Origin of the sequence: Herbidospora daliensis, from assembly GCF_001570585.1 — a bacterium.
Taxonomy (GTDB): domain Bacteria; phylum Actinomycetota; class Actinomycetes; order Streptosporangiales; family Streptosporangiaceae; genus Herbidospora; species Herbidospora daliensis.
Window position 1 is genome coordinate 1,323,555 of record NZ_BBXF01000001.1, and the last position, 21,256, is coordinate 1,344,810.

Genomic DNA, 21,256 nt, shown 5'->3' on the forward strand with positions numbered 1-21,256 from the left:
GGACGGCGGCGGGCGGTGCCGGGGTAGGCGGAGCCGTAACGGAGAAGAAGAACACATGACGCTTCCGGTGATCGACGTGGGCCCGCTGCTCGACGGCGGGCCCGCAGATCGGGTGGCCGCCGAGATCGAGGCGGCCTGTGCCGACAGCGGCTTCTTCTACGTCTCCGGGCACGGGGTGCCGGGCACGCTGATCGAGGAGCTCGACGACTGCGCGCGGCGGTTCTTCGCGCTGCCCGAGGAGACCAAGCTCCAGATCGCCATGGCGCGCGGCGGCCGGGCCTGGCGGGGGTTCTTCCCGGTCGGCGGCGAGCTGACCTCGGGGCGGCCCGACCTCAAGGAGGGCCTCTACTTCGGGGCCGAGCGGGAGCCCGACGGGCGGCCGCTGCACGGGCGGAACCTGTTCCCCGAGCAGATCCCCGAGATGCGCGGCGTCGTGCTGCGCTACCTCTCTGAGGTCGAGCGGGTGGCGCAGGCGGTGCTCGGCGGCGTGGCCCTCAGCCTCGGGCTGCCGCGCGACCACTTCTCGGCGGGGTCGACGGCCGATCCGACCGTGTTGTTCCGGATCTTCCACTATCCGCCCGGCGCCGGCGACTCGTGGGGGGTCGGCGAGCACACCGACTACGGGCTGCTGACGCTGCTGCTCCAGGACGCCAACGCCGGGTTGCAGGTGCGCACCTCGGCGGGCTGGCTGGACGCGCCGCCGATCGCCGGCACGTTCGTGTGCAACATCGGCGACATGCTCGACCGGCTGACCGGCGGCCACTACCGCTCGACGCCGCACCGGGTGTTCAACGCGACCGGCCGCGGCCGGTTGTCGTTCCCGTTCTTCTTCGATCCCGGCTGGGACAGCGAGCTGCCGCCGCTGCCGCCGACCGCCAAGGGCTTCCGGCGCTGGGACGGCCAGGACCTGCGGGCCTTCACCGGCACCTACGGCGACTACCTCCTCGGGAAGGTCTCCAAGGTGTTCCCGGGTCTGCGCGACGAAGTCATCTGAACCTTTCACCTGGTCCGGACAGGCCGCAACCTCGCCCGGTGGCCCCGGACCAGGCCGGGGTCTTCCTCGCCGCGGCGGATTACGGGCCCGCCGGAACCACCCGCTCGTTGACCTCGGCAGGCGGGGGATGCTGCATTCGCGGTGGCCCCATGTCCCAAGCTGAGGAGAAACGGTGAAAGCTGCCGCGACACTGGCTCGCCGGGCGATGACGCTCGGATCCTTACTGGTCACCACCGGCGCGCTGGCCCTCGTGGGCCTGGCGCAACCCGCCGCCGCCTCTGCCATCACCCTCCAGGGGACGGTGGACTGCACCAGCTCCAACAACTACGGGGACACCCGCGACTGGTATCCCTCGGCGGTCAACCTCTCCACCTCACCGGCCACGTCGGCGCCCGGCCTGGTCGCGGTGCCCGCCACGAAGGCGTTCTCGTTCACCCACACGCTCCCGGCCGGCGCCACCTCGGCCGGGGTCACCGCGTTGTGCAGCAGCGGCCACTACCCCTACGGCGACTTCACCGGGTACTGGAGCGGCTTCTCCATCCCGGCCGGCACGACGAACGTCGTGGCGAACTGGGGTTGCTCGGCCCAGCCGGTCAACCCCGGCCCGTGGGTCACCAGTTGCAGTCTGACGTCGGTGTCGTTCAGCTAGAGGAGGCCGTTGCGGGCGATCACCTCGCGGTACCAGTGGGCACTGGACCGCGGGGTGCGCTCCAGGGTGTCGTAGTCGACCCTGACCAGGCCGAAGCGCTTGTGGTAGCCGCGCGCCCACTCGAAGTTGTCCATCAGCGACCAGACCAGGTAGCCCCGCAGGTCGGCGCCGCGCTCGATGGCGTTGGCGGCGGCGCGGAAGTGGCCGTCGAGGAAGGCGACGCGGTCCTGGTCGTCGACGGAGTCGGGGTAGGCCGCGCCGTTCTCGGTGATGATCAGCGGGACGCCCGGATACCCCGCCGACAGGCGGACCAGCAGGTCTTCGAGGCCCTGCGGGACGACCTCCCAGTTCATCTCGGTCGGCGCGCCGCGCGGCGGGAGCCAGGCGATGCCCTCGCAGCCGGGGTACTCGTCGTGGCCCTTCGACGCCGGGTCGGCCGCGAGGCGCGCGACGGTGTAGTAGTTCACGCCCAGCAGGTCGATCGGCTCGTAGGGCAGGTCGCCCAGGTCGGTGTACTTGGCGATGTGGGCGGCCACGTCGTCGGGGTAGCGGCCGTCCTTCAGCGCCGGGTCGAGGAACAGGCGGTTGGCCAGGCCGTCGGGCAGGGTCGTGACCTCGGGGTCGCCGACCATCGGGGTCAGGTTGAGCGTCAGGCTGACCTCCTGCGCGCCGCCCGCCCGCAGGGCGCGCACGCCCAGCATGTGGGCCAGGAGCAGGTGGTGGGCGACCGTGAAGGCGGCGGCCGGGTCGGTGACGCCGGGCGCGTGGCGGCCGGAGGCGTGGCCGACGAAGGCGGAGACCCACGGCTCGTTCAGGGTGGTCCAGGTCGGCACCCGGTCGCCGAGCCGGGCGTGCACGATCGCGGCGTACTCGGCGAAGCGTTCGGGGGTGGCCGGGTCGCGCCAGTCGAGGGCGGCCGGCAGGTCCCAGTGGTAGAGGGTCGCGATCGGCTCGATGTCGTGGGTGAGCAGGGCGTCGACGAGGCGGTCGTAGAAGTCGAGGCCCGCCGGGTTGGGCTCGCCTGTCCCGGTCGGCTGGATGCGCGGCCAGGCGATCGAGAAGCGGTAGGACTTCAGGCCGAGGTCGGCCATGATCGCGACGTCTTCGGCGTAACGGTGGTAGTGGTCGCAGGCGACGTCGCCGGTGTGGCCGTCGGCGGTCTTCCCGGGGGTGTGCGAGAAGACGTCCCAGATGGACGGCCCTCGGCCGTCTTCGGCGACGGCCCCCTCGATCTGGTACGACGCGGTGGCCGCACCCCAGCGGAAGCCCTCCGGAAACGTGATCAACGTGTGCTCTCCCTGATCGTGAGACGTGGTTCCAGCAGGATCGACCCCGCCGGCAGCCCGTCGAGCTTGGCCATCAGCAACCTGACCGCCTCCCGGCCGAGTTCCTCGGCCGGGATGAGGACCGAGGTGAGCCGGGCCCGCTCGGCGATGTCGTCGGGGCAGATCGCGACGACCGACACGTCCTCCGGCACGGCCCGGCCCAGGGCGCGCAGCGCCCCCAGCACGTGGCCGACCGCCGCCTCGTTGTGCACGACCAGCCCGGTCAGCCCCGGGTGGGCGTCGAACAGCAGCTTGACCGCCGAGGCGACCTCGTCGTAGGTCTCCTCGCACGGCACCGCGACGGCGTGGAGCCCGCGGCCGGTCGCCTCCGCCAGGAACCCTGCCCTGGTCCGTTCGGCGAAACCCGTGCCGCGTTCGTAGACCACCTCGGGGGCGCCCAGGAGGGCGATCTCCCGGTGCCCGCGCTCGGCCAGGTGGGCGGCGCAGAGGGCGCCGGCCTGGTGGAAGTCGAGGTCGACGCAGGTCAGGCCCTCGGCGTCGGCGGGGAACCCGATGAGCACACTCGGTTCGCCCAGGTCGCGCAGCAGCGGGACCCGGGTGTCGCGGACCTCCACGTCCATCAGCAGCAGGCCGTCGACCATGGCGCTGGCGGCCACCCGGCGGATGCCGTCGGGGCCCTCGTCGGCGGTCATCAGCAGGACGTCGTGGTCGTACTGGCGGGCGGTGGCGACCACCGAGGTGGCGAACTGCATCAGCACCGGCAGGTTCATGCCGGCCCGCAGCGGCAGCACCAGGGCGATCACGTTGGCGCGTTTGCTGGCCAGCGCGCGGGCCCCGGCGTTCGGGTGGTAGCCGAGCACCCGGACGCTGTCGAGCACCCGCTGCCGGGTGGTGGCCGAGATGGCCCGCTTGCCGCTGAGCACGTACGACACCGTCGAGACGGCCACCCCCGCGTGCCGGGCGACGTCGGCGATCGTCACCGTCCTCACGCGTGGAGCCTCAGCGTGGTCACGGTCAGTCCCTCGTTCTCGCACACCAGATAAACATCGCGTACTCCGGTCACCGGCGGAAGGCTCACCCGGGTCTCGACCGCGTCGAACCGGGAGGCCGTGCGCGGCACCGCGACGGTGGCGGCGACCTCGCCCAGCGGGTCGTCGAGCCGGAGGGTGACCACGCCGCCCTCCTCACCGGCGGCGGTGACGACGGCCGTGGTCTCGCCGTCGAGGGCCACGTCGCGGAAGCGCACCCAGGCGCCCGGTTCGGCCGACCTGACCGCGTCGCCCCGGTCGCGGGCGGCCTCGCAGAGGGTCATGCCGTCGTACTCGTCGCACGCGGCGGCCGCCAGCCGCGCCGGGTCGCGCGGCGGCACGGTCTCCCCCGGCAGGTCGAACCGGGCGCACAATCGGATCGCGCCGCTCGACGGGCCCACTTGGGCCTTGCAGGGGGCGGCCTCGACGACGAAGCGGTCGCGGGCGACGTCCCAGAAGGCGAGGTCGCGCAGCGGCACGGTGACGCCGACCCGGCGCGACTCGCCGGGCGCGAGCCGGACCTTCACGAAGCCGCGCAGCGACCGCACCGGCTGCTTGACCCGGGAGCGGCACTGGTGGGTGTAGAACTGCACGACCTCGACGCCCGCGCGGTTCCCGGTGTTGGTGACGGTCGCCTCCAGGCGCAGCGACTCCTCCCCCGGCACGGCGGTCAGGTCGGCGTAGCCGAACGTGGTGTAGCTCAGGCCGTGGCCGAACGGGTAGAGCGGGCTGCCCCGGAAGTAGAGGTAGGTGGCGTCGGTCGCGATGATGTCGTAGTCGAGCAGGTCGGGCAGTTCGCAGGCCGACCGGTACCACGTCTGGGTGAGCCGCCCGCCGGGGTCGGCGTCGCCGAAGACGACGTCGGCCAGGGCGTGGCCGTACTCCTGGCCGCCGTGCGACGACCACAGGATCGCGGGCACGTGCTCCTGGGCCCAGTTGAGCGCGAACGGGTAGCCGCTGGAGACGACCAGCACGGTGCGCGGGTTGGCGGCGTACACGGCCTTGAGCAGGTCCTCCTGGAGCGGCGGGAGGGCGAGGTCGGCGCGGTCCTCGGTCTCGCGGCCGTTGACCAGCGGGTGGTCGCCCAGCACGACCAGGGCGACGTCGGCCTCGGCGGCGAGCCGGGCCGCCCTGCCGGGGCCGCTCTCGACCGTCTCCACGACGAAGACGGCGGCGTTCTCGGGGTCGTCGGCGAGCCCGAGAACGCCGTCGCGGATCCCGACATAGCGCCCGGTGGAGATGTGGCGGAGGACCACGCCCCTGAAGCGGTCCTCCATCCGGAACGTCTGCCGGACCTCCCAGCCGCTCGGCCCCGGCTGGTCGTTGACGAGCACGCCGTCGTCGTCGACGCCGACGTGCCGGCCGTTGGGCACGCTGCGCAGCGCGACCGCGCCGCCGCCCCAGTCGAACAGGTCGAACTCGGCCGACGGGCCGGTGGTGAGCGGCCCGCCGGTGGTCTCTGCGCTGGCCGAGACGTAGCCCTCCTCGGCGCGCAGCACGATGCGGTCGACGCCCTCGCACCACACGGTCTGGGCCCGCGCGGCCAGGCCGGCGCGGGCGGTGACCTGGTAGGGCAGGGTGCCGCTGTACCAGTCTTCGAGCAATACGTCGGCCAGCGGGCCGACCACGGCGATCTTCCTGGTGGACGGCAGCGGCAGCAGCCCGTCGTTCTTGAGCAGCGTCATCGACTCGGTGGCGGCCTCGCGGGCCAGCCTCTGGTGCTCGGGCCGGTTCACCACGGCCTCGGTGATCTCCAGGAAGGGCTCGACCGGGTCGAACTCGCCCAGCCTGACCCGGATCGACAGGGCGTGCCGGACGGCGGTGTCGACGTCGGCCTCGTCGATGAGGCCGCGCCGCAGCGCCTCCCGAATGTGGCCCAGGGTCGCGGCGGGGTCGGCGTCGTCCTGGGTGAAGCTGTCGAGGCCCGCCTTCAGCGCGTGGGCGTAGGCGGCGGGCGCGTCGTCGTGGTAGCCCTGGACGCCGAACAGGTTCGCGGGGGCGTAGGCGTCGCTGACCACCAGCAGGTCGTCGCGGGCCCACGTGCGCAGCACGTCGTTGATCAGCGGCGACAGGTGGGCGGGGCGGCCGTTCACCAGGTTGTAGCTGGGCATCACGGCCACCGCCGCGCCCGCCTCGACGGGGGCGCGGAAGGCGCGCAGTTCGTATTCGTGCAGCACGCGCGGCGGCAGGTTGCTGCTGGTCGCGCAGCGGTCGGTCTCGTTGTTGTACGCGAGGAAGTGTTTCAGCGTCGGCGCGGTCTTCATGACCCGGCCGTCGCCTTTCAGCCCTGAGGCGTAGGCGGTGCCCAGGACGCCGGTCAGCCACGGGTCCTCGCTGTAGCCCTCCTCGTTGCGGCCCCATCGCGGGTCGCGTAACGGGTTCACGACCGGCGCCCACACGTTGCGGCCGGCGCCCGAGCGGTCTTTGCGGTGGAAGGCGACGACCTCGTCGGCGGTGGCCGCGCCGACCCGGCGCACCAGTTCGGGGTTCCAGGTGCTGGCCAGCCCCACGGCCTGCGGGAACACCGTCGCCGGGCCCAACCAGGCGAGGCCGTGGAGGGCCTCGGTGCCGGTGCGGAACGGCTCCAGGCCGAGCCGGTCGACGGGGGCCTGGTACTGGTGCAGCAGGCCGATCTTCTCGTCGGCGGTGAGCCGGGCCAGCAGGTCGGCGACGCGTTCGGCGACCGGGCGCGCGGGGTCGCGGAAGGGTTCGCTCATGGACACGTCCTCGATCGAAGCGCTTCGAATTACGACGGAGAAGAAGCGCTTGGAGGTCAGGTGTCGAAGCGCTTCGAAATCATTTCGTCGGTGTTAAGTCCGACATATCCGAAGGGTGCCGCTTAACCGGTTCGGGGTCAAGACCCAATGGTTCACTCCGCCCTCAGGGTGCCCGCCACCGGGAGCCGGGCGGCCCGCCGTCCGGGCGGCGTCGCCACCGCGAGGACGACGACCGGCGCGACGGGCACGGCGAGCGCCAGCGCCTCGACCGGGGTCGGCGGCACGTAGCCGAGCGGGGTGCTCTCGGCCACCAGCCGCCAGAGCGCCCGACCGGCCGCCACCCCGAGCGGCACGCCCGGCAGCAGGCCCGCCGCCGCGAGCGCGGCCGCCTGGACGCGGAAGATCCACCGCACCTGTCCCGGCGTCATGCCCAGGGCGCGCAGCACCGCCACGTCGTGCCGCCGCCTGCGCCCGGTCGTGCCCACCGCGTGGGCCAGCGTCGCCACGGCGAGCAGCCCGAGGCAGCCCGCCAGCACGACCGGCAGCACCCGCACGTCGCGCACCTCGGCGATCTGCGGCGGCAGCACCGCGGGGATCACGCTGACCTTCGGGCCGACCGCCCGGCGGAGCCGCTCCAGCGCCGCGCCCGGCTCGGCCGCCGGCCGGAGGGCGACCAGCCCCAGGTAGAGGTCGAAGGAGCGGGCCAGCCGGTCGTAGCCGCCCGGGGTGAGGAGCGCGCCGTCGTCGTAGGTGTTGGACACCCCGAGGGGCAGCAGGCCGACGGCCGAGACCCGGAAGTCCGCGCCGCCGCCGTTCCCGGTGAGCCGGATCGTCTCCCCCGCCCCGACGCCGAGCCGCTCGGCGGTGGTCACCCCCAGGAACACCTCGCCGTCGGTCGCCGGGGGCCTTCCCCTGACCACCTCCGGCCGCACCCGGCCGGTCACCGGGGACAGGCCGTAGGCGACGAAGACCGTGTTGCCCGACGAGACGGTCGTGGAGCGGGCGGCCACCAGGCCCGTCACGCCGGGGTCGCGGGCGACGGCGTCGAGCACGCCCGCCTCCTGGCGGCCGTTGTAGCCGACGAACACCATGGCCTGGTGGGTCTGGCCGAATCGGGCCGGGTCGCCCGACGCGTCGGCCACGCCGGCCGCGAAGGTCAGCGCCGCGACCAGCCCCAGGACGCCCGCGAGCGTCCCGGCGACCGGGCGGCGCACGGCGTACCGCAGGCCGACGGCGACGTGCGCGGGCAGGTTCAGCCGCGCCAGCGCCGAGGCGACGACCGGGACCGCGGGTGGGCGCGCGGTCCGCCCGGCCCGGGTGAGCACCGCCACCTCGGCCGCGACCAGCAGCGGGACGACCACGAGCGGCGGCAGCAGGACCAGCGCGTCGAAGCGGAAGCCCGGCGCGGGCTCGAAGCCGGCCGCCGCGCCGATCGGCGTCCAGAACGACGCCGTCGCGGCGGCGGCCGTGCCGAGCACGCTCCCGGCCAGCGCGGCGGCGACCGGGCCGAGCGCGGCGGCGGCCGTCTCCTGGCGGGGCGTCAGCCCGCTCGCCCGCAGCACCCGCAGGTCGGCCCGGGACGCCTCGACGACCCGGGCGGCGTGCAGGCCGGTCGTCACGGCGGCCACGCCGAGGGCGGCCAAGGCGAAGGCGAGCACGGTGAGCGCCTGGTAGGAGGTGAGCCGGTCGTGGTGGCCGCCGGTCTCGCCCAGGTCGTCCACCTGGAGCGGCTGCCCGGTCAGCGCGGCCATCTGGGCGCGCAGGCGCGGCACCCCGGCCGACCCGTCGGCGAGCCGGGCCAGCGCGATCGAGAAGCCCCGCCCTGAGGCGCCCATGAGGTTGGCCCGGTAGTCGCGGTAGAGCCCGGCGGACGGCAGCACGACCCCGGGGCCGTCGACGCCGTCGGAGAAGAACGGCGACCTGATGACGCCGACGATGCGCGCGGTGACGCGGGGGCCGTGGCCGCCGGCCTGGCCGCCGCCCGCGTCGGCCAGCAGGTCGGTCTCGTCAGGGGTGTTCAGCGTGATGGTCACCGTGTCGCCGACGCCCTTGCCGTGGAGCGTGGTGAACCGGTGCTGGACGACCACCTCGTCGGCCCGCGCCGGGTCGGGCAGCCGTCCCGCCAGCAGCACCGGCCGTTCGAGGTCGCGCCACAGGGCGGCGTCGACGGGCGGCACCGACTGCCAGTTCAGCGGCAGGTCGTCGACGTAGAGCGCGGCGATGGCGTAGGGTGCGACCGCCTCGACGCCCGGCAGGGCGCGCACCCGGTCCCAGTCGAGGCCGGGATCCTGGTTGGCGATGAGCGCGTGGGCGGGCAGGGTCACGGCGCGCAGCCGGTCGAGGGCGCTCTCGCCGCGCCGCGCGCCCGCCAGCGCGGCCGACACCACGCCCACCCCGGCGGCGACCAGCAGCACCAGCACGCACAGATCACGCCGGCGACGGCGGGCCTCGACGGCGAACCAGGCGGTCAGCAATCCCACACGCCGACTGTCCGCCTCCAGAGGGCCGCCGCGAAGGGTGCTGGCCCCCCAGTCACAGCCCCAGGTCGCTCAGGCCCGGGTGGTCGTCGGGGCGGCGGCCGATGGGCCAGTGGTACTTGCGCTCCGACTCGGCGATCGGCAGGTCGTTGATGGAGGCGTGCCGGAACGCCATCAGGCCGTCGTCGGCGAACTCCCACTGCTCGTTGCCGTAGGAGCGGTACCACTGGCCGGAGTCGTCGTGGCACTCGTACGCGAACCGCACCGCGATCCGGTTCCCGGTGAAGGCCCACAACTCCTTGATGAGGCGGTATTCCAGTTCCCGCCGCCACTTGCGGGTGAGGAACTCGACGATCGCGTCGCGGCCGGTCAGGAACTCGGCGCGGTTGCGCCAGCGGCTGTCGGCGGAGTAGCCGCGCGAGACCCGCTCGGGGTCGCGGGTGTTCCAGGCGTCCTCCGCCAGACGGACTCGTTCCAGCGCGCTTTCCCTGGTGAAGGGTGGTGTCATGGCGGCGACCTACCCGTGATCACCGTGCTTCCAACCGAGGGGCGTGGTCCGGCGTCCATATGGGTGTGGACCGATATGAGGGTTTCCGGGAGTTCCTCCGCGCCCGGCAGATGGCGCTGATGCGGACCTCCTTCCTGCTGTGCGGCGACGCCCACCAGGCCGAGGAGATGCTGCAGAGCGTGCTGGTGAAGGTGGCCGGGAACTGGCGCGGGATCGCCCGCGACAACCCGGAGGCGTACGTGCGGCGGGCGCTGGTCAACGAGCACATCTCGTGGTGGCGGCGGCAGCGGCGGATCTTCGCGTTCACCGGGCCGCCGAGGACGGGCCGCGACCCGGGCGACGAGAGCGTCAGCCGCATCGTGTTGTGGCAGGCGCTGGCCCGGCTGACGCCCCGGCAGCGGGCCGTGCTGGTGCTGCGCTTCTACGAGGACCTCAGCGTCCAGGAGGCCGCCGACCTGCTGGGCTGCTCGCCGGGCACGGTCAAGAGCCAGACCAGTCACGCGCTCGGCCGGCTGCGCGCCCTGGCTCCGGAACTCGCCGATCTGATGGACGACTCTGCCCCCCAGGAGGCGAAGTGACGACCAGGATGCACGACGAACTGGCGCGCATCGCCGCCTGCACCCCCGACGTCGACCTGGCCGACCGGGTGCTGCGCGGGGCGCGGCGCAGGCGGGCCCGATCGCTCGCCTCGGCCGCCGTCGCCGCGGCCGTCACGGTCGCCGTGGCGATCACCCTGACCGTGATCGGCATCGGGCCGAAGAGCACGCCGATGCTGGGCGCGCCGGTCGCGTCCCCCGGGAAGGGCGAGTTGCCCGTCAAGGGGGTGGGCCCGGCCGCCTACGCCTACTACGACTGGTGCGGCGAGGAGATCACCTCCGGGACCGCCCGCCTGCGCGGACGCGACTGCCTCCAGTGGCGGCTGGTCACCCGGTCGGGCGAGCGCTACCGCGTGCCCGAGGCGAGGGCCGCCTACGCCGGGCCGACCGAGAACGACTACTCGCTCATCGCCCCGCCGATGAGCGTCAGCGCCGACGGCCGGAAGATCGCCTACTTCAGCGACCGGGACCGGCGGTTCGCGGTCCGCGATCTGGAGTCGGGCGTGATCCTGCTCGCGCCGCCCGTCGTGGCCGACGCCGACATCCGGCGGAACGCGGCGCAGATCGCCCTGTCGGCCGACGGGCGCTACCTGGCCGTCAGCGTGACGGACGTGCTCAACACGCTGACCGACCTGGAGACCGGCGAGCTCACCGAGATCCCCGCGAAGTGGACGGTGCACAACATCGGCCCGGGTGGCCGCCCGGTCGTCGTGGGCGACACCCTGCGTCTCGGCCTGTTCGCCGGCGGAGAGGTGACGCCCTTCACCGGCGACGCCTGGCACACCCCCGGCCCGGTGAGCGCCGACGGGACGACCCTCGCCTACCTGAGCCGGGCCCTGCCGGAGAACGGCGGCTCCACCGACCCCGCCACCGCCGACCTGACGGTCACCACCGCCGACGCCGTCACCGGCGAGGTCCGGACCACGGTCACCGTGCGGGACCTGGCCTCGGGCCTCATGCCCCTGGGCATGGGACCCTGGCTCACCACCACCGAGGTCATGGTGCTGGCCAGGGATCTCGGCGCCCGCACGGCCGGCACCCTCGCCTTCGACACCTACGCGATCAACGTCACCACGGGACGGACCCGCGAGCTGGACGCCTACTCGTGGAAGGGCTGGTCCGGCGGGATCGTCCTGCCCGGTTTCTAGTTGTACGGGTTGTCGTAGAACGCGGAGCCGGTGTGATAGGTGCTGTTCGGCGGGTTGAACTTCACGCCGTCGACGACGATCGACACGTTGGCGATGGTCCCGCCGGTGGCCTCGCCGGAGACGAGGGTGGCCTGGCCCGTGCACTGCGGGATGCTCACCGCGGTGCTCGTGCCGGACAGGGGGGAACGCCAGGCGCCGTTGACGGAGGCGTAGAGGGTGGGGCGGCTGTAGCTGCCCTGCCAGCACACCGCGATCGAGTAGCGGTACTTGGTGTTCCCGTCGTCGAAGGAGATCGACCCGTAGGCGCCGGACAGCTTGACGCCCTGGCCGTACACGTCGATGTGCACCGGGAGGTCGGCCCCGTAGGCCGCCTGTGCGGGGGCGGCCGGAATGGCGAGGACGGCCAGCAGCGCGATGGCGAGGAAGCGCGATAAACGACCCATGGGCTGAATATCTGCTAATCCACGCCTTAAAACAAGCTATCTCTTCGAGGTCAGCGTGCAGCCCCTGCGAGACAGGTCGAGCCGCGAACCCGTGGTGAGGCAGGCGGTGATCGGGTAGACCTGCTGGCCGTACGACCGGCCCTGCACCGAGGTCACCGTCCCGTGCGGGCCGACCTCGCAGGGGTTGTCGTCGGTGCACCGCGCGCCCGACTCGTTGTGGGTGTTGTGGACGCCCACCACCGTGTCGCCGGCGAGCAGCGCCGAACCGGAGGTGCCGTGGCCGGGCGCGCAGTCCTCGGCGGTGGCGTACCGGATGGCGTTGCGCTGCCGGTAGCCGCCCTCGCGCAGTTGCCCGACGACCGCCTCGGCGGTGCACTTCATGCGCCGGGTGGTGTACGCCAGCGAGAGCCGGTCGCCCGCGCGCACGGGGGTGGAGGTGAGCCGGAAGACCTTCGCGCCCTTGGCCGCCAGCTGCGCGTAGGTCCGGTCGAGGCGGTAGAGGGCGATGTCGGTGCCGGTCATGGTCGCGTACACCAGCCGCTTCGCGTGGGCGGTGACCTTGGGGTAGCCGTGGCGGTCGGCGATCGGCACCAGCCGGTCGGCGGGCCGGTCGACCAGCGCCCTGCCCGGCGCGGGTCGCTCGCCCTCCACACAGTGGCCGTTGGTCAGCAGCAGCGCCGGGTCGCCGGGACGGGAGGCGGCGGTGCGCACCACGGAACCGACGCACTCGCCCAGGTTCACCGAACCCGCCACGTTCGGGATCCGATCGTCGGGCGGCACGTCCGTGCCCGAGATGACGCCGCGGATCCAGGCGGCGTGCCGGGTGGCGTCGGTGTAGAGCGTCGGGGCCCTGTCGCCGCCGCCGGGGCCGCTGACCACCCCGGCCACCGCCCACACGCCGTTCTCGCGGACCAGCACCGGCCCGCCGGAGTCCATGTTGCCCGCGGCGACGGAGCCGTCGCGGCTGCCGACGCACAACTCCCCCGTCTGCGCGGCCGACGGGCAGGCCGAGAGCGGCTGCACCACGGTGTCGGCCTCCCGCAACTTGGTCGGGAAACACGTCTGGTCTTGGACGTCGTCGCAGGTCATGCCCCATCCGATGATGCGGACCGGGGTGCCGGGCGGGGGCGTGGCCGAGGCGAGGCGCACCGGTGCGGCCTTGACGGGGGTCCGCAGGTGCATGAGGGCGAGGTCGCGGCCCCAGATGCCGCCCTCGTCCTGGTAGTTCGACAGGCGGTAGTAGTGGTCGACCTCGGCGACCTCGCCGCCGGAGGTGGTGCCGAGCGACCCGACCCGGACCTTCCAGCCGCGCGGCACGCCGACCTTGGAGACGGTCGGGTTCTTGCCGGCGCAGTGGCTGGCGGTGAGCACCCACTGGGGCGCGAGCACCTCCACCCCGCAGCCGTGCCCGTCCGGGCGCGGCGGGGCGGGGTAGGCCGGCTGGAAGGAGCCCATGAACGAGTAGGCGCGGGGCGACGCGTGGCCGCCCACGATGGCCTGCGCCGGGGAGACGGCCGACAGGAACGGGGCCAGCACGAGCGCGGCGCCGAACAGGAGGGATCGTTTTCGCATACGTCCCACCCTGGACACGCCGGGCATCCGGCCGGCCGCCCCCGTGTATCAGGACGCGCTCAGAGGTGTGTCGGTCAGGCGGGCGCGGGCAGCCGGCCCGAGTCGACCGAGTCGAGGACGCGGGCCGCCGCCCCCAGCGCGGCGGCGCCGTAACCCAGGCCCGAGACGACCAGGCGGCAGCCGCCTCCGCCGGGGGCGAGCGTGCGGGCGAGCATCTCCTGTTCGACGCGCGCCAGGATCCACGGGGCGAGCTTCACGTAGTAGCCGCCGAGCACGACGACCTCGGGGTTGAGCAGGTTCGCGACGATGCCGACGCCCCGGCCGAGGTTGCCGGCGAGGGTGTCGAGCAGGTCGAGCACGACGGGGTCGCCCGCCTCGGCCCGCTGCACCACCTCGTCGATCTCGGGCTCCAGCTCCGCCGGGGACACCCCGCCAGGAACGGTGCGGTCGAGCAGCGCGCCCAGCCCGGCCACCACCTCCAGGCACCCGCGCCGCCCGCAGTGACACGGCGGGCCGCCGGGCACGATCTCGATGTGCCCGATCTCGCCGCTGAACCCGGCGCCCCCGCGCCGCAGCCGCCCGTCGAGCACGATTCCCGCGCCGACGCCGATCTCGCCGGTCAGGTAGACCAGGTCGCGCACGCCGCCGTGGGGGCCGAACCGCAACTCGGCCAGCGCGCCCAGGTTGGCGTCGTTGTCGACCAGCACGGGGAAGCCCGGGTCGCGCAGCACCTTGGCCAGGTCGCCCGCCAGGTCGACGTCGCGCCAGCCCATGTTGGGCGCCAGGCGTACGGAACCGGTCAGGTCGACCAGGCCCGGCACGGCGACGGTGAGGCCGAGCACCTGCCGGGCCTCCTTCGTCATGCGGGTCACCACACGGCGGGCCACCCCGGCGATGCCGGCGACCGCCTGGCCGGCGGAGGCCGAGCCGCCGGGGAAGGAGCGCCGCCACGACAGCAGGGCCTCGCCCTTGAGGTCGACCGCGACGGCCGTCAGGTAGTCGACGTTCACCTCGATGCCCACGGCGGCGTAGGGCGAGCCGTCGAGCACGAGCATGGTGGCCGGACGGCCCACCCGGTTCTCGGTCAGCCCCGTCTCACGCAGCAGCCGCCGGTCGATCAGGTCGGCCACCAGGCTGGACACCGTCGCCTTGTTGAGGCCGGTCGAGGCGGCGATGTCGGCGCGCGAGCAGGGGGCATTCTCGCGGACGAACCGCAGCACGACGGCGAGGTTGGTGGCCCGCACGTCGGTGAAGTCGGCCGGCTGGGGGCCGGTGCCCGGAGCGCTTCCCTGAGTATTGGTGATCAATTGAGCCCCGTTCCGTGTCGGCCTCATCATGCCGCATAGGCGGCGCCACTTGTGGTGCCCTGCCTTCTGGACTAGTTTGTTTGGTCGTTAGACGAACTAACTCTACCAGGAAGGGGGCGCTCTGTGAGAACCACCACGAGACGGGGATTCCTCGGTCTCGCCGGGCTGACCGTGCTCGCCGCCTGCTCCGCCCCGCCGGGTCCGAAACCCGGCGCCAAGGCCACCGCGGCCGCGATGGACAAACTCGCCGCGCTGGTGCCCAAGTACGTGCCGCGTACGGTGACGACCCCCGACATCCCGGCGGTGGTGCCCGGCTTCGGACGCGACGGATACCTGTCCTATCCGCCGAGCGACAAGCTGGTCGACCTGGTCACCGCCGTCCCGGGCAAGGGCGGCACCTACAAGGCGATGGTGCCCACCTGGAGCCCGCTGCCCGCCCCGCTCGGCGAGAACTCCTACTACGACGCGGTGAACAAGGACCTCGGGGCGACGATCGACTTCAACTACCTCGACGGCATCACCATCAACGACAAGCTGCCGACCCTGCTGGCCGGCGGCGACGTCGCCGACGTGACCACGCTGCCGGGCTGGGCGCTGGCCGCCGTGCCCGACTACGCCCGCGCGGTCGACGGCCTGTTCGAGGACCTCACCCCCTACCTGGCGGGCGACGTCTCGGCGAGGTACCCCGGCCTGTCGGCGATCCCGACCACGGCCTGGCAGTACTCCGTCTTCGGCGGCAAGCTGAAGGCGGTGCCCGCCTGGCCCGCTCCGCAGTTCGGCTGGGTGCTCTTCCACCGCAAGGACCTGTGGGAGGAGCTCGGCCAGGGCGCCCCGAAGAACGCCGACGAACTGCTCGCGATGGGCAAGGCGGTCACCGACGCGTCGAAGGACCGCTGGGCGTTCAGCGACATCTTCCCGATGATGGAGGAGATCTTCCGCGCGCCCAGGAAGTGGCGCAAGGAGAGCGGCAAGCTCGTCCACCGCTACGAGACCCCCGAGTACGCCGCCGCCGTCGAGTGGATGCGCAAGGCCGTGGACGCCGGGCTGGTGCACCCCAACGTCCTGTCGGCGAAGTCGGCGGCCGACGACAAGGAGCTCTTCAAGTCGGGCCAGGTCCTGGTGAAGAGCGACGGCTTCTCGTTCTGGACCGAGACGCTCATCCAGGTCGGCAAGGAGCAGCCCGACTTCTGGATGGAGCCGCTGCCGGTCTTCGGGGCCGACGGGGGCAAGCCCGAATACCGGATGAACCAGGATCCGTCGTACACGTTCATCAAGAAGGGCACCCCGAAGGAGAAGGTCGAGGAGCTGCTCGCGATCTTCGACTACCTCTCGGCGCCGTTCGGCACCCAGGAGCAGCTGCTGTTCAACAACGGCGTCGAGGGCGTGCACTTCACCCGCGACGACAAGGGCGCCCCGCAGGTCACCGAGCTCGGGCCCAAGGAGATCGTGGGCAGCTACGTGTGGCTCGGCGGCCGGGTCGACCCCATCTTCGAGTCGCAGGCCCACCCCGACTACGTGCGGGCCGCGACGGCCTGGTGGAACGCGGCCGTGACGGTGCGGCACCAGGACCCGTTCGACGGCATCCGCGTCGAGGAGCCCGGCGACTTCACCGCGGCGGCCAAGCCGTTCGAGGACAAGGTCGTCGACATCATCCGGGGCCGGCGCGGGGTCGACACCCTCCAGCAGGCCATCACCGAGTGGAAGGCGGGCGGCGGCGACGCGGGGCGTGAGTTCTACATGAAGGTCCTCACGGAGAACGGCCGTGCTTAGAAGGTCTCCGCCGGCGGATGCCCTGACCTCATCCGCCGGCACGAGACGGCTTCCGCTGCGGGCGCGGCTGCGGCGCGACTGGCAGCTGCTGGCCATGACGGTCCCGGCCGTCGCGCTGGTGATCGTGTTCCACTACGTCCCGACGCTCGGCAACGTCATCGCCTTCCAGGACTACAGCCCCTACGACGGCGTCACCGGCAGCCCGTGGGTCGGGTTCTACAACTTCCAGTGGCTGCTGTCGGACCCCGAGTTCTGGAACGCGCTGCGCAACACCGTCACGATCACGGCCTTCCAGCTCGTGTTCTACTTCCCGGTCCCGATCGCGCTGGCGATCCTGCTCGACAGCGTGTTGTCGCGGCGGCTGCGGCTGTTCATCCAGGGCGTCGTCTACATGCCGCACTTCTTCTCGTGGGTGCTGGTCGTCGCGCTGTTCCAGCAGATCCTCGGCGGCGCGGGCCTGCTGGCGCAGACCCTGCGCCAGGCCGGGCACGAGCCGTGGAACGTCATGACCAACCCCGACGCGTTCATCGTGCTGGTCACCGCGCAGTCGGTCTGGAAGGACGCGGGCTGGGGCACGATCATCTTCCTGGCCGCCCTCGCCGCCATCAACACCAATCTGTACGAGGCCGCGGCGGTCGACGGCGCCTCCCGGTGGCGTCGCCTGTGGCACATCACGCTGCCCGGTCTGCGGCCGGTCATCCTGCTGCTGCTGATCCTGCGGCTGGGCGACGCGCTGAACGTCGGCTTCGAGCAGTTCTTCCTCCAGCGCGACGCCGTCGGGTCGGAGGCGTCGGAGGTGCTCGACACGTTCGTCTACTGGCGCACCCTGATGACCGGCGCGTGGAGCTACGGCGCGGCGGCGGGGCTGTTCAAGGGCCTGGTCGGGCTCATCCTCATCGTGGTGGCCAACAAGGTCGCCCACCGGTTCGGCGAGCAGGGGATCTACAAACGATCATGAGTACCCGTCCCGTCTGGCAGGAGCGGCCGACCGTCTTCGGGCTGACGCTGAAGACCGTCGTGCTGACGCTGATCGTGCTCGCCATGGTCTACCCGATCTACGTCGTGGTGCTGACCAGCCTGTCGACCGCGCGGGCCGTCACCGAGGCGGGCGGCCTGGTCACCCTGCCGGGCGAACTGTCGCTCGACGCCTACCGCGAGCTGTTCGGCGGCGGCGTGGTGACGCGCGCGGTGCTGGTCTCGACCGGGGTCACGGTCGTCGGGACGGCGCTCAGCCTGGGGCTGACGATCCTGGCGGCGTACGGGTTGTCGCGGCCCGGGTCGGTGCTGCACCGGCCGCTGCTGTTCATGTTCCTGCTGACGTTCCTGTTCACGCCCGGCATGATCCCCAGCTACCTGATCGTGCGGGAGCTCGGGCTGATCGACAGCTACTGGTCGCTGATCCTGCCGACGGCCGTGTCGGCGTTCAACCTGGTCGTGATGCGGGCGTTCTTCATGAACATCCCCGGCGAGGTGCTCGACAGCGCGCGGATCGACGGGGCCTCCGACTTCCGGATCCTGTGGCGGATCGTGTTGCCGATGTCGAAGGGCGTGACGGCCGTCATCGGGCTGTTCTACGCGGTCGGCTACTGGAACGCCTTCTTCAACGCCGTCCTCTACATCAACGACAACAGCAAGTGGCCGCTGCAGCTGATCCTGCGGCAGTACGTGCAGCAGGGCATGAGCCTGGTGCCGAACCAGCGGGCCGTCGACACGGTCGCCGGGTACGCGCTGCCGCCGAACCTCGCCATCAAGATGGCGATCATCGTGGTGGCGCTGGTGCCGGTCCTGCTGATCTATCCGTTCGTGCAGCGCCACTTCACCAAGGGCGTGATCATCGGCGCGGTCAAGGGGTAGCCTTCGCCGGGCTTGTGTGCTCCCATCTAGCCGCATGAAGGTCATCTCAGCGGCGGCCCTGGCACTGGTCGCGCTGGTCTCCGCGTGCGCCCCCGCCGAGCCGCCGGAGCCGGGCGGGATCCGGGTGGTCGCCACCGGGCTCGGCGACCCCTACGAGATGGTGTGGGGCCCCGACGGGTTCCTCTGGGTCACCGAGAAGAGCGGCGGGCGCGTCACCCGCGTCGACCCCAAGACCGGGGAGAAGACCGTGGCGCTCACGGTCGAGGGCGCCCTGCACACCGAGGGCGGCCAGGACGGCGTCCTCGGCCTGGCCCTGCACCCCGGCCTGCTGAAGGGCGAGGGCCGCGACTGGGTCTACCTCGCCCACACCTACGCCGGGGAACGCCGCCAGACGAAGATCGTCCGATATTCCTACGACGCGGCCACGCAGGCCCTGACCAGCCCCGTCGACGTGCTCACCGGCCTGGTCTCCAGCGTCGACCACCAGTCGGGCAAGCTGCGGTTCGGCCCCGACGGCACGCTCTACTACACGATCGGCGACCAGGGGGCCAACCAGTTCGGCCTCTACTGCGAGACCATCGAGGCGCAGACGCTGCCCACGGCGGCCCAGGTGAAGGCCGGCGACCGGAGCGCCTACCAGGGCAAGGTGCTGCGCCTGAACCCCGACGGCACGATCCCCGCCGACAACCCGGAGTTCGGCGGCGTGCGCAGCCACGTCTACGCGGTCGGCTTCCGCAACGCCCAGGGGCTGGCCTTCACCCCCTCGGGCCTGCTCTACGGCACCGACCAGGGCCCCAAGACCGACGACGAGGTCGATCTGCTGCGGCCGGGCGGGAACTACGGCTGGCCGCACGTCGCCGGTCACCGCGACGACAAGGCGTACGTCTACGCCCGGTGGGCCGAGGCCGAGGGCGGCTGCCAGGCTGAAAGATTCAACGACTACGACATTCCGCCGGGCGTCCCGACGTCGGAGGAGACCGACTGGGACGACCCCGCGTTCACCCCGCCGCTCGTCACCTTCGACACGGTGGAGGACGGCTTCGACTTCCGCGCCGACGCCGACTGCGACCCGGCGACGGCGTTCGTCTGCTGGCCGACCCTGGCCCTGTCGAGCCTGGAACCCGGCCCGGCCGGGACCCTGCTGGCGACCTCGCTCAAGGACGGCGCCGTCTACCGGATCCCGCTCGACCCGGGCGGGGAGAAGGCGGGGAAGGCGGAGCGGATCGCCGACACCGTCAACCGCTACCGCGACACCGCCCTCGACCCCGGCGGCAGCACCCTCTACATCGCCACCGACACCGCCGGCCTCACCCGGGGCCCCGACGGCAAGCCGACGCGGGACCTGGAGAACCCCGGGGCGATCCTCGCCTACGAGCTCTGATCGCCCCGGGCGCGGGCTAGTGGCTGAAGCGCTGGACGCGGCGCAGCTTGTTCATCGCGTCGAGGGCGGCGACCTTGTAGCACTCCGACAGGGTCGGGTAGTTGAAGACGGCGTCGACCAGGTAGTCGATGGTGCCGCCGCAGCCCATGACGGCCTGGCCGATGTGCACGAGCTCGGTCGCCTGGGTGCCGAAGACGTGCACGCCCAGGAGCGTGCGGTCTTCGGGCGAGACCAGCAGCTTGAGCATGCCGTGGGTGTCGCCGATGATCTGGCCCCGGGCCAGTTCGCGGTAGCGCGACAGGCCGGTCTCGAACGGGATGTGGGCGTCGGTGAGCTCGTCTTCGGTCGCGCCGACGAAGCTGATCTCGGGGATCGTGTAGATGCCGATCGGCTGAAGCCGGCTCATGTCGGAGACCGGTTCGTCGCACGCGTGGTAGGCCGCCAGGCGGCCCTGCTCCATGGACGTGGCGGCCAGGGCCGGGAAGCCGATGACGTCGCCGACGGCGTAGACGTGCGGCACGCCGGTCCGGTAGTGCTCGTCGACCGTGATCCGGCCGCGCGCGTCGGCCTCCAGGCCGGCGGTGTGCAGGGCGAGCGACTCGGTCATGCCCTGGCGGCCGGCCGAGTACATGACCGTGGCGGCCGGGATCTTCTTGCCGCTCTCGAGGATCGTGAGGGCGCCGCGCTCGTGGCGTTCGACGGCGGCGACGGTCTCGCCGAACCGGAACGTGACGGCCAGGTCGCGCAGGTGGTACTTGAGCGCCTCGATGACCTCCAGGTCGCAGAACTCCAGCATGCGGTCGCGGCGCTCGACCACGGTGACCTTGGTGCCGAGGGCGGCGAACATGGAGGCGTACTCGATGCCGATCACGCCGGCGCCGACCACGACCATCGAGTCGGGCACGTGGTCGAGCTGGAGGATGCCGTCGGAGTCGATGATCGTGGAGCCGTCGAACTCGACGCTGTCGGGGCGCGCGGGGCGGGTGCCGGTGGCGATAATGATCTTGTCGGCGGTGACCTTGGTCTCCCGGCCGCGGTCGTCGATCACCGCGATGGTGTGGGGGTCGAGGAAGTGGCCGGAGCCGGTCAGGGTGGTGATGCGGTTGCGGGAGAGCTGGTTGCGGATCACCTCGACCTCGCGGCCCACGACGTGGGTGGTGCGGGCGGTCAGGTCGGCGATGCCGATCTCTTCCTTGACGCGGTAGTTGCGGCCGTACATCTCGCGCTGGCTGAGTCCGGTCAGGTAGAGCACGGCCTCGCGCATGGTCTTGGAGGGGATCGTGCCGGTGTTGATGCACACCCCGCCGATCATGTTGCGCCGCTCGACGATCGCTACGCGGCGCTCCAGCTTGGCGGCCGCGATGGCGGCCTTCTGCCCGCCCGGCCCGGATCCCAGGACGAGTACATCAAAGTCGCTCACACCTAGCAGTGTGGTCGCTGCGACCAGCGACGAGAAGACCTTGACCGGCTTCACCGGACAATTGGCCGGGTTGTGCGACGGCGGCAACGTGGCGGCCACCATACCG

Annotated in this window: 17 protein-coding genes; 8 read left to right on the forward strand and 9 right to left on the reverse strand. The window is 72.3% G+C overall.

The features are described from left to right. Positions 1-55: 55 nt before the first annotated feature. Entirely contained in the window at positions 56-994 is a 939-nt protein-coding gene (locus AW274_RS05345; protein WP_062429872.1) for an isopenicillin N synthase family dioxygenase, read from the forward strand. 172 nt (positions 995-1,166) lie between these two features. Beyond that, positions 1,167-1,643, forward strand: a complete 477-nt coding sequence (locus AW274_RS05350) for a hypothetical protein (protein WP_157519782.1) — start codon at positions 1,167-1,169, stop codon at positions 1,641-1,643. Here the strand turns inward: AW274_RS05350 and AW274_RS05355 are convergent. The 5 genes from AW274_RS05355 to AW274_RS05375 form a co-directional block, all read right to left on the reverse strand. Then, positions 1,640-2,929 (reverse strand): GH1 family beta-glucosidase, encoded by a 1,290-nt coding sequence (locus tag AW274_RS05355; protein ID WP_062429874.1) that lies wholly within the window; start codon positions 2,927-2,929, stop codon positions 1,640-1,642. The two genes, AW274_RS05350 and AW274_RS05355, sit on opposite strands and share 4 nt — an antisense overlap. Continuing rightward, positions 2,926-3,909, reverse strand: a complete 984-nt coding sequence (locus tag AW274_RS05360; RefSeq protein WP_198169063.1) for a LacI family DNA-binding transcriptional regulator — start codon at positions 3,907-3,909, stop codon at positions 2,926-2,928. Before AW274_RS05360 ends, AW274_RS05355 begins: the two co-directional genes overlap by 4 nt. Positions 3,910-3,914: 5 nt before the next feature. Then, positions 3,915-6,674 (reverse strand): glycoside hydrolase family 3 protein, encoded by a 2,760-nt coding sequence (locus AW274_RS05365; RefSeq protein ID WP_062429876.1) that lies wholly within the window; start codon positions 6,672-6,674, stop codon positions 3,915-3,917. A gap of 152 nt (positions 6,675-6,826) precedes the next feature. Further along, complete coding sequence (locus AW274_RS05370) at positions 6,827-9,154, reverse strand: ABC transporter permease (protein ID WP_157519784.1); 2,328 nt, start codon at positions 9,152-9,154, stop codon at positions 6,827-6,829. 52 nt (positions 9,155-9,206) lie between these two features. Next, entirely contained in the window at positions 9,207-9,659 is a 453-nt protein-coding gene (locus AW274_RS05375; protein ID WP_062429878.1) for a nuclear transport factor 2 family protein, read from the reverse strand. A gap of 65 nt (positions 9,660-9,724) precedes the next feature. On the opposite strand from AW274_RS05375, the gene AW274_RS05380 reads away from it, so the two are divergent. Together AW274_RS05380 and AW274_RS05385 are read left to right on the forward strand one after the other, a co-directional pair. Continuing rightward, positions 9,725-10,237 carry a SigE family RNA polymerase sigma factor gene (locus tag AW274_RS05380; protein ID WP_063813072.1) on the forward strand — a complete coding sequence of 171 codons (513 nt, stop codon included), beginning with the start codon at positions 9,725-9,727 and terminating at the stop codon, positions 10,235-10,237. Next, positions 10,234-11,403, forward strand: a complete 1,170-nt coding sequence (locus AW274_RS05385; RefSeq protein ID WP_062429880.1) for a PD40 domain-containing protein — start codon at positions 10,234-10,236, stop codon at positions 11,401-11,403. The genes AW274_RS05380 and AW274_RS05385 overlap by 4 nt, the downstream gene beginning before the upstream one ends. Here the strand turns inward: AW274_RS05385 and AW274_RS05390 are convergent. From AW274_RS05390 to AW274_RS05400, 3 genes are all read right to left on the reverse strand, one after another. Then, entirely contained in the window at positions 11,400-11,846 is a 447-nt protein-coding gene (locus tag AW274_RS05390; RefSeq protein WP_062429881.1) for a hypothetical protein, read from the reverse strand. The two genes, AW274_RS05385 and AW274_RS05390, sit on opposite strands and share 4 nt — an antisense overlap. Before the next feature lie 36 nt (positions 11,847-11,882). Beyond that, the gene (locus AW274_RS05395) at positions 11,883-13,418 is read right to left on the reverse strand and encodes a S1 family serine peptidase (RefSeq protein ID WP_062429882.1); all 1,536 of its coding nucleotides are present in this window, start codon (positions 13,416-13,418) and stop codon (positions 11,883-11,885) included. Positions 13,419-13,492: 74 nt separating this feature from the next. Then, complete coding sequence (locus AW274_RS05400; protein ID WP_062429883.1) at positions 13,493-14,725, reverse strand: ROK family protein; 1,233 nt, start codon at positions 14,723-14,725, stop codon at positions 13,493-13,495. Between the two features lie 123 nt (positions 14,726-14,848). On the opposite strand from AW274_RS05400, the gene AW274_RS05405 reads away from it, so the two are divergent. From AW274_RS05405 to AW274_RS05420, 4 genes are read left to right on the forward strand one after another with little or no spacing between them, the layout of a single operon-like run. Next, entirely contained in the window at positions 14,849-16,495 is a 1,647-nt protein-coding gene (locus tag AW274_RS05405) for a type 2 periplasmic-binding domain-containing protein (protein ID WP_062429884.1), read from the forward strand. After that, positions 16,488-17,453 carry an ABC transporter permease gene (locus AW274_RS05410; protein ID WP_062429885.1) on the forward strand — a complete coding sequence of 322 codons (966 nt, stop codon included), beginning with the start codon at positions 16,488-16,490 and terminating at the stop codon, positions 17,451-17,453. Before AW274_RS05405 ends, AW274_RS05410 begins: the two co-directional genes overlap by 8 nt. Next, positions 17,450-18,349 carry a carbohydrate ABC transporter permease gene (locus tag AW274_RS05415; RefSeq protein ID WP_062429886.1) on the forward strand — a complete coding sequence of 300 codons (900 nt, stop codon included), beginning with the start codon at positions 17,450-17,452 and terminating at the stop codon, positions 18,347-18,349. Before AW274_RS05410 ends, AW274_RS05415 begins: the two co-directional genes overlap by 4 nt. Before the next feature lie 34 nt (positions 18,350-18,383). Further along, the gene (locus tag AW274_RS05420) at positions 18,384-19,730 is read left to right on the forward strand and encodes a glucose/sorbosone family PQQ-dependent dehydrogenase (protein WP_062429887.1); all 1,347 of its coding nucleotides are present in this window, start codon (positions 18,384-18,386) and stop codon (positions 19,728-19,730) included. Between the two features lie 16 nt (positions 19,731-19,746). Here AW274_RS05420 and sthA read toward each other — a convergent pair whose 3' ends face one another. Continuing rightward, a complete protein-coding gene (gene sthA, locus AW274_RS05425) occupies positions 19,747-21,150 on the reverse strand; it encodes a Si-specific NAD(P)(+) transhydrogenase (RefSeq protein ID WP_062430144.1) in 1,404 nt (467 codons plus the stop codon). Positions 21,151-21,256: the final 106 nt, after the last annotated feature.

Coding starts and splice junctions, on each gene's coding strand:
- AW274_RS05345 (WP_062429872.1), top strand. CDS start 56: ATGACGCTTCCGGTGATCGACGTGGGCCCGCTGCTCGACGGCGGGCCC.
- AW274_RS05365 (WP_062429876.1), bottom strand. CDS start 6,674: ATGAGCGAACCCTTCCGCGACCCCGCGCGCCCGGTCGCCGAACGCGTC.
- AW274_RS05395 (WP_062429882.1), bottom strand. CDS start 13,418: ATGCGAAAACGATCCCTCCTGTTCGGCGCCGCGCTCGTGCTGGCCCCG.
- AW274_RS05390 (WP_062429881.1), bottom strand. CDS start 11,846: ATGGGTCGTTTATCGCGCTTCCTCGCCATCGCGCTGCTGGCCGTCCTC.
- AW274_RS05420 (WP_062429887.1), top strand. CDS start 18,384: ATGAAGGTCATCTCAGCGGCGGCCCTGGCACTGGTCGCGCTGGTCTCC.
- AW274_RS05375 (WP_062429878.1), bottom strand. CDS start 9,659: ATGACACCACCCTTCACCAGGGAAAGCGCGCTGGAACGAGTCCGTCTG.
- AW274_RS05415 (WP_062429886.1), top strand. CDS start 17,450: ATGAGTACCCGTCCCGTCTGGCAGGAGCGGCCGACCGTCTTCGGGCTG.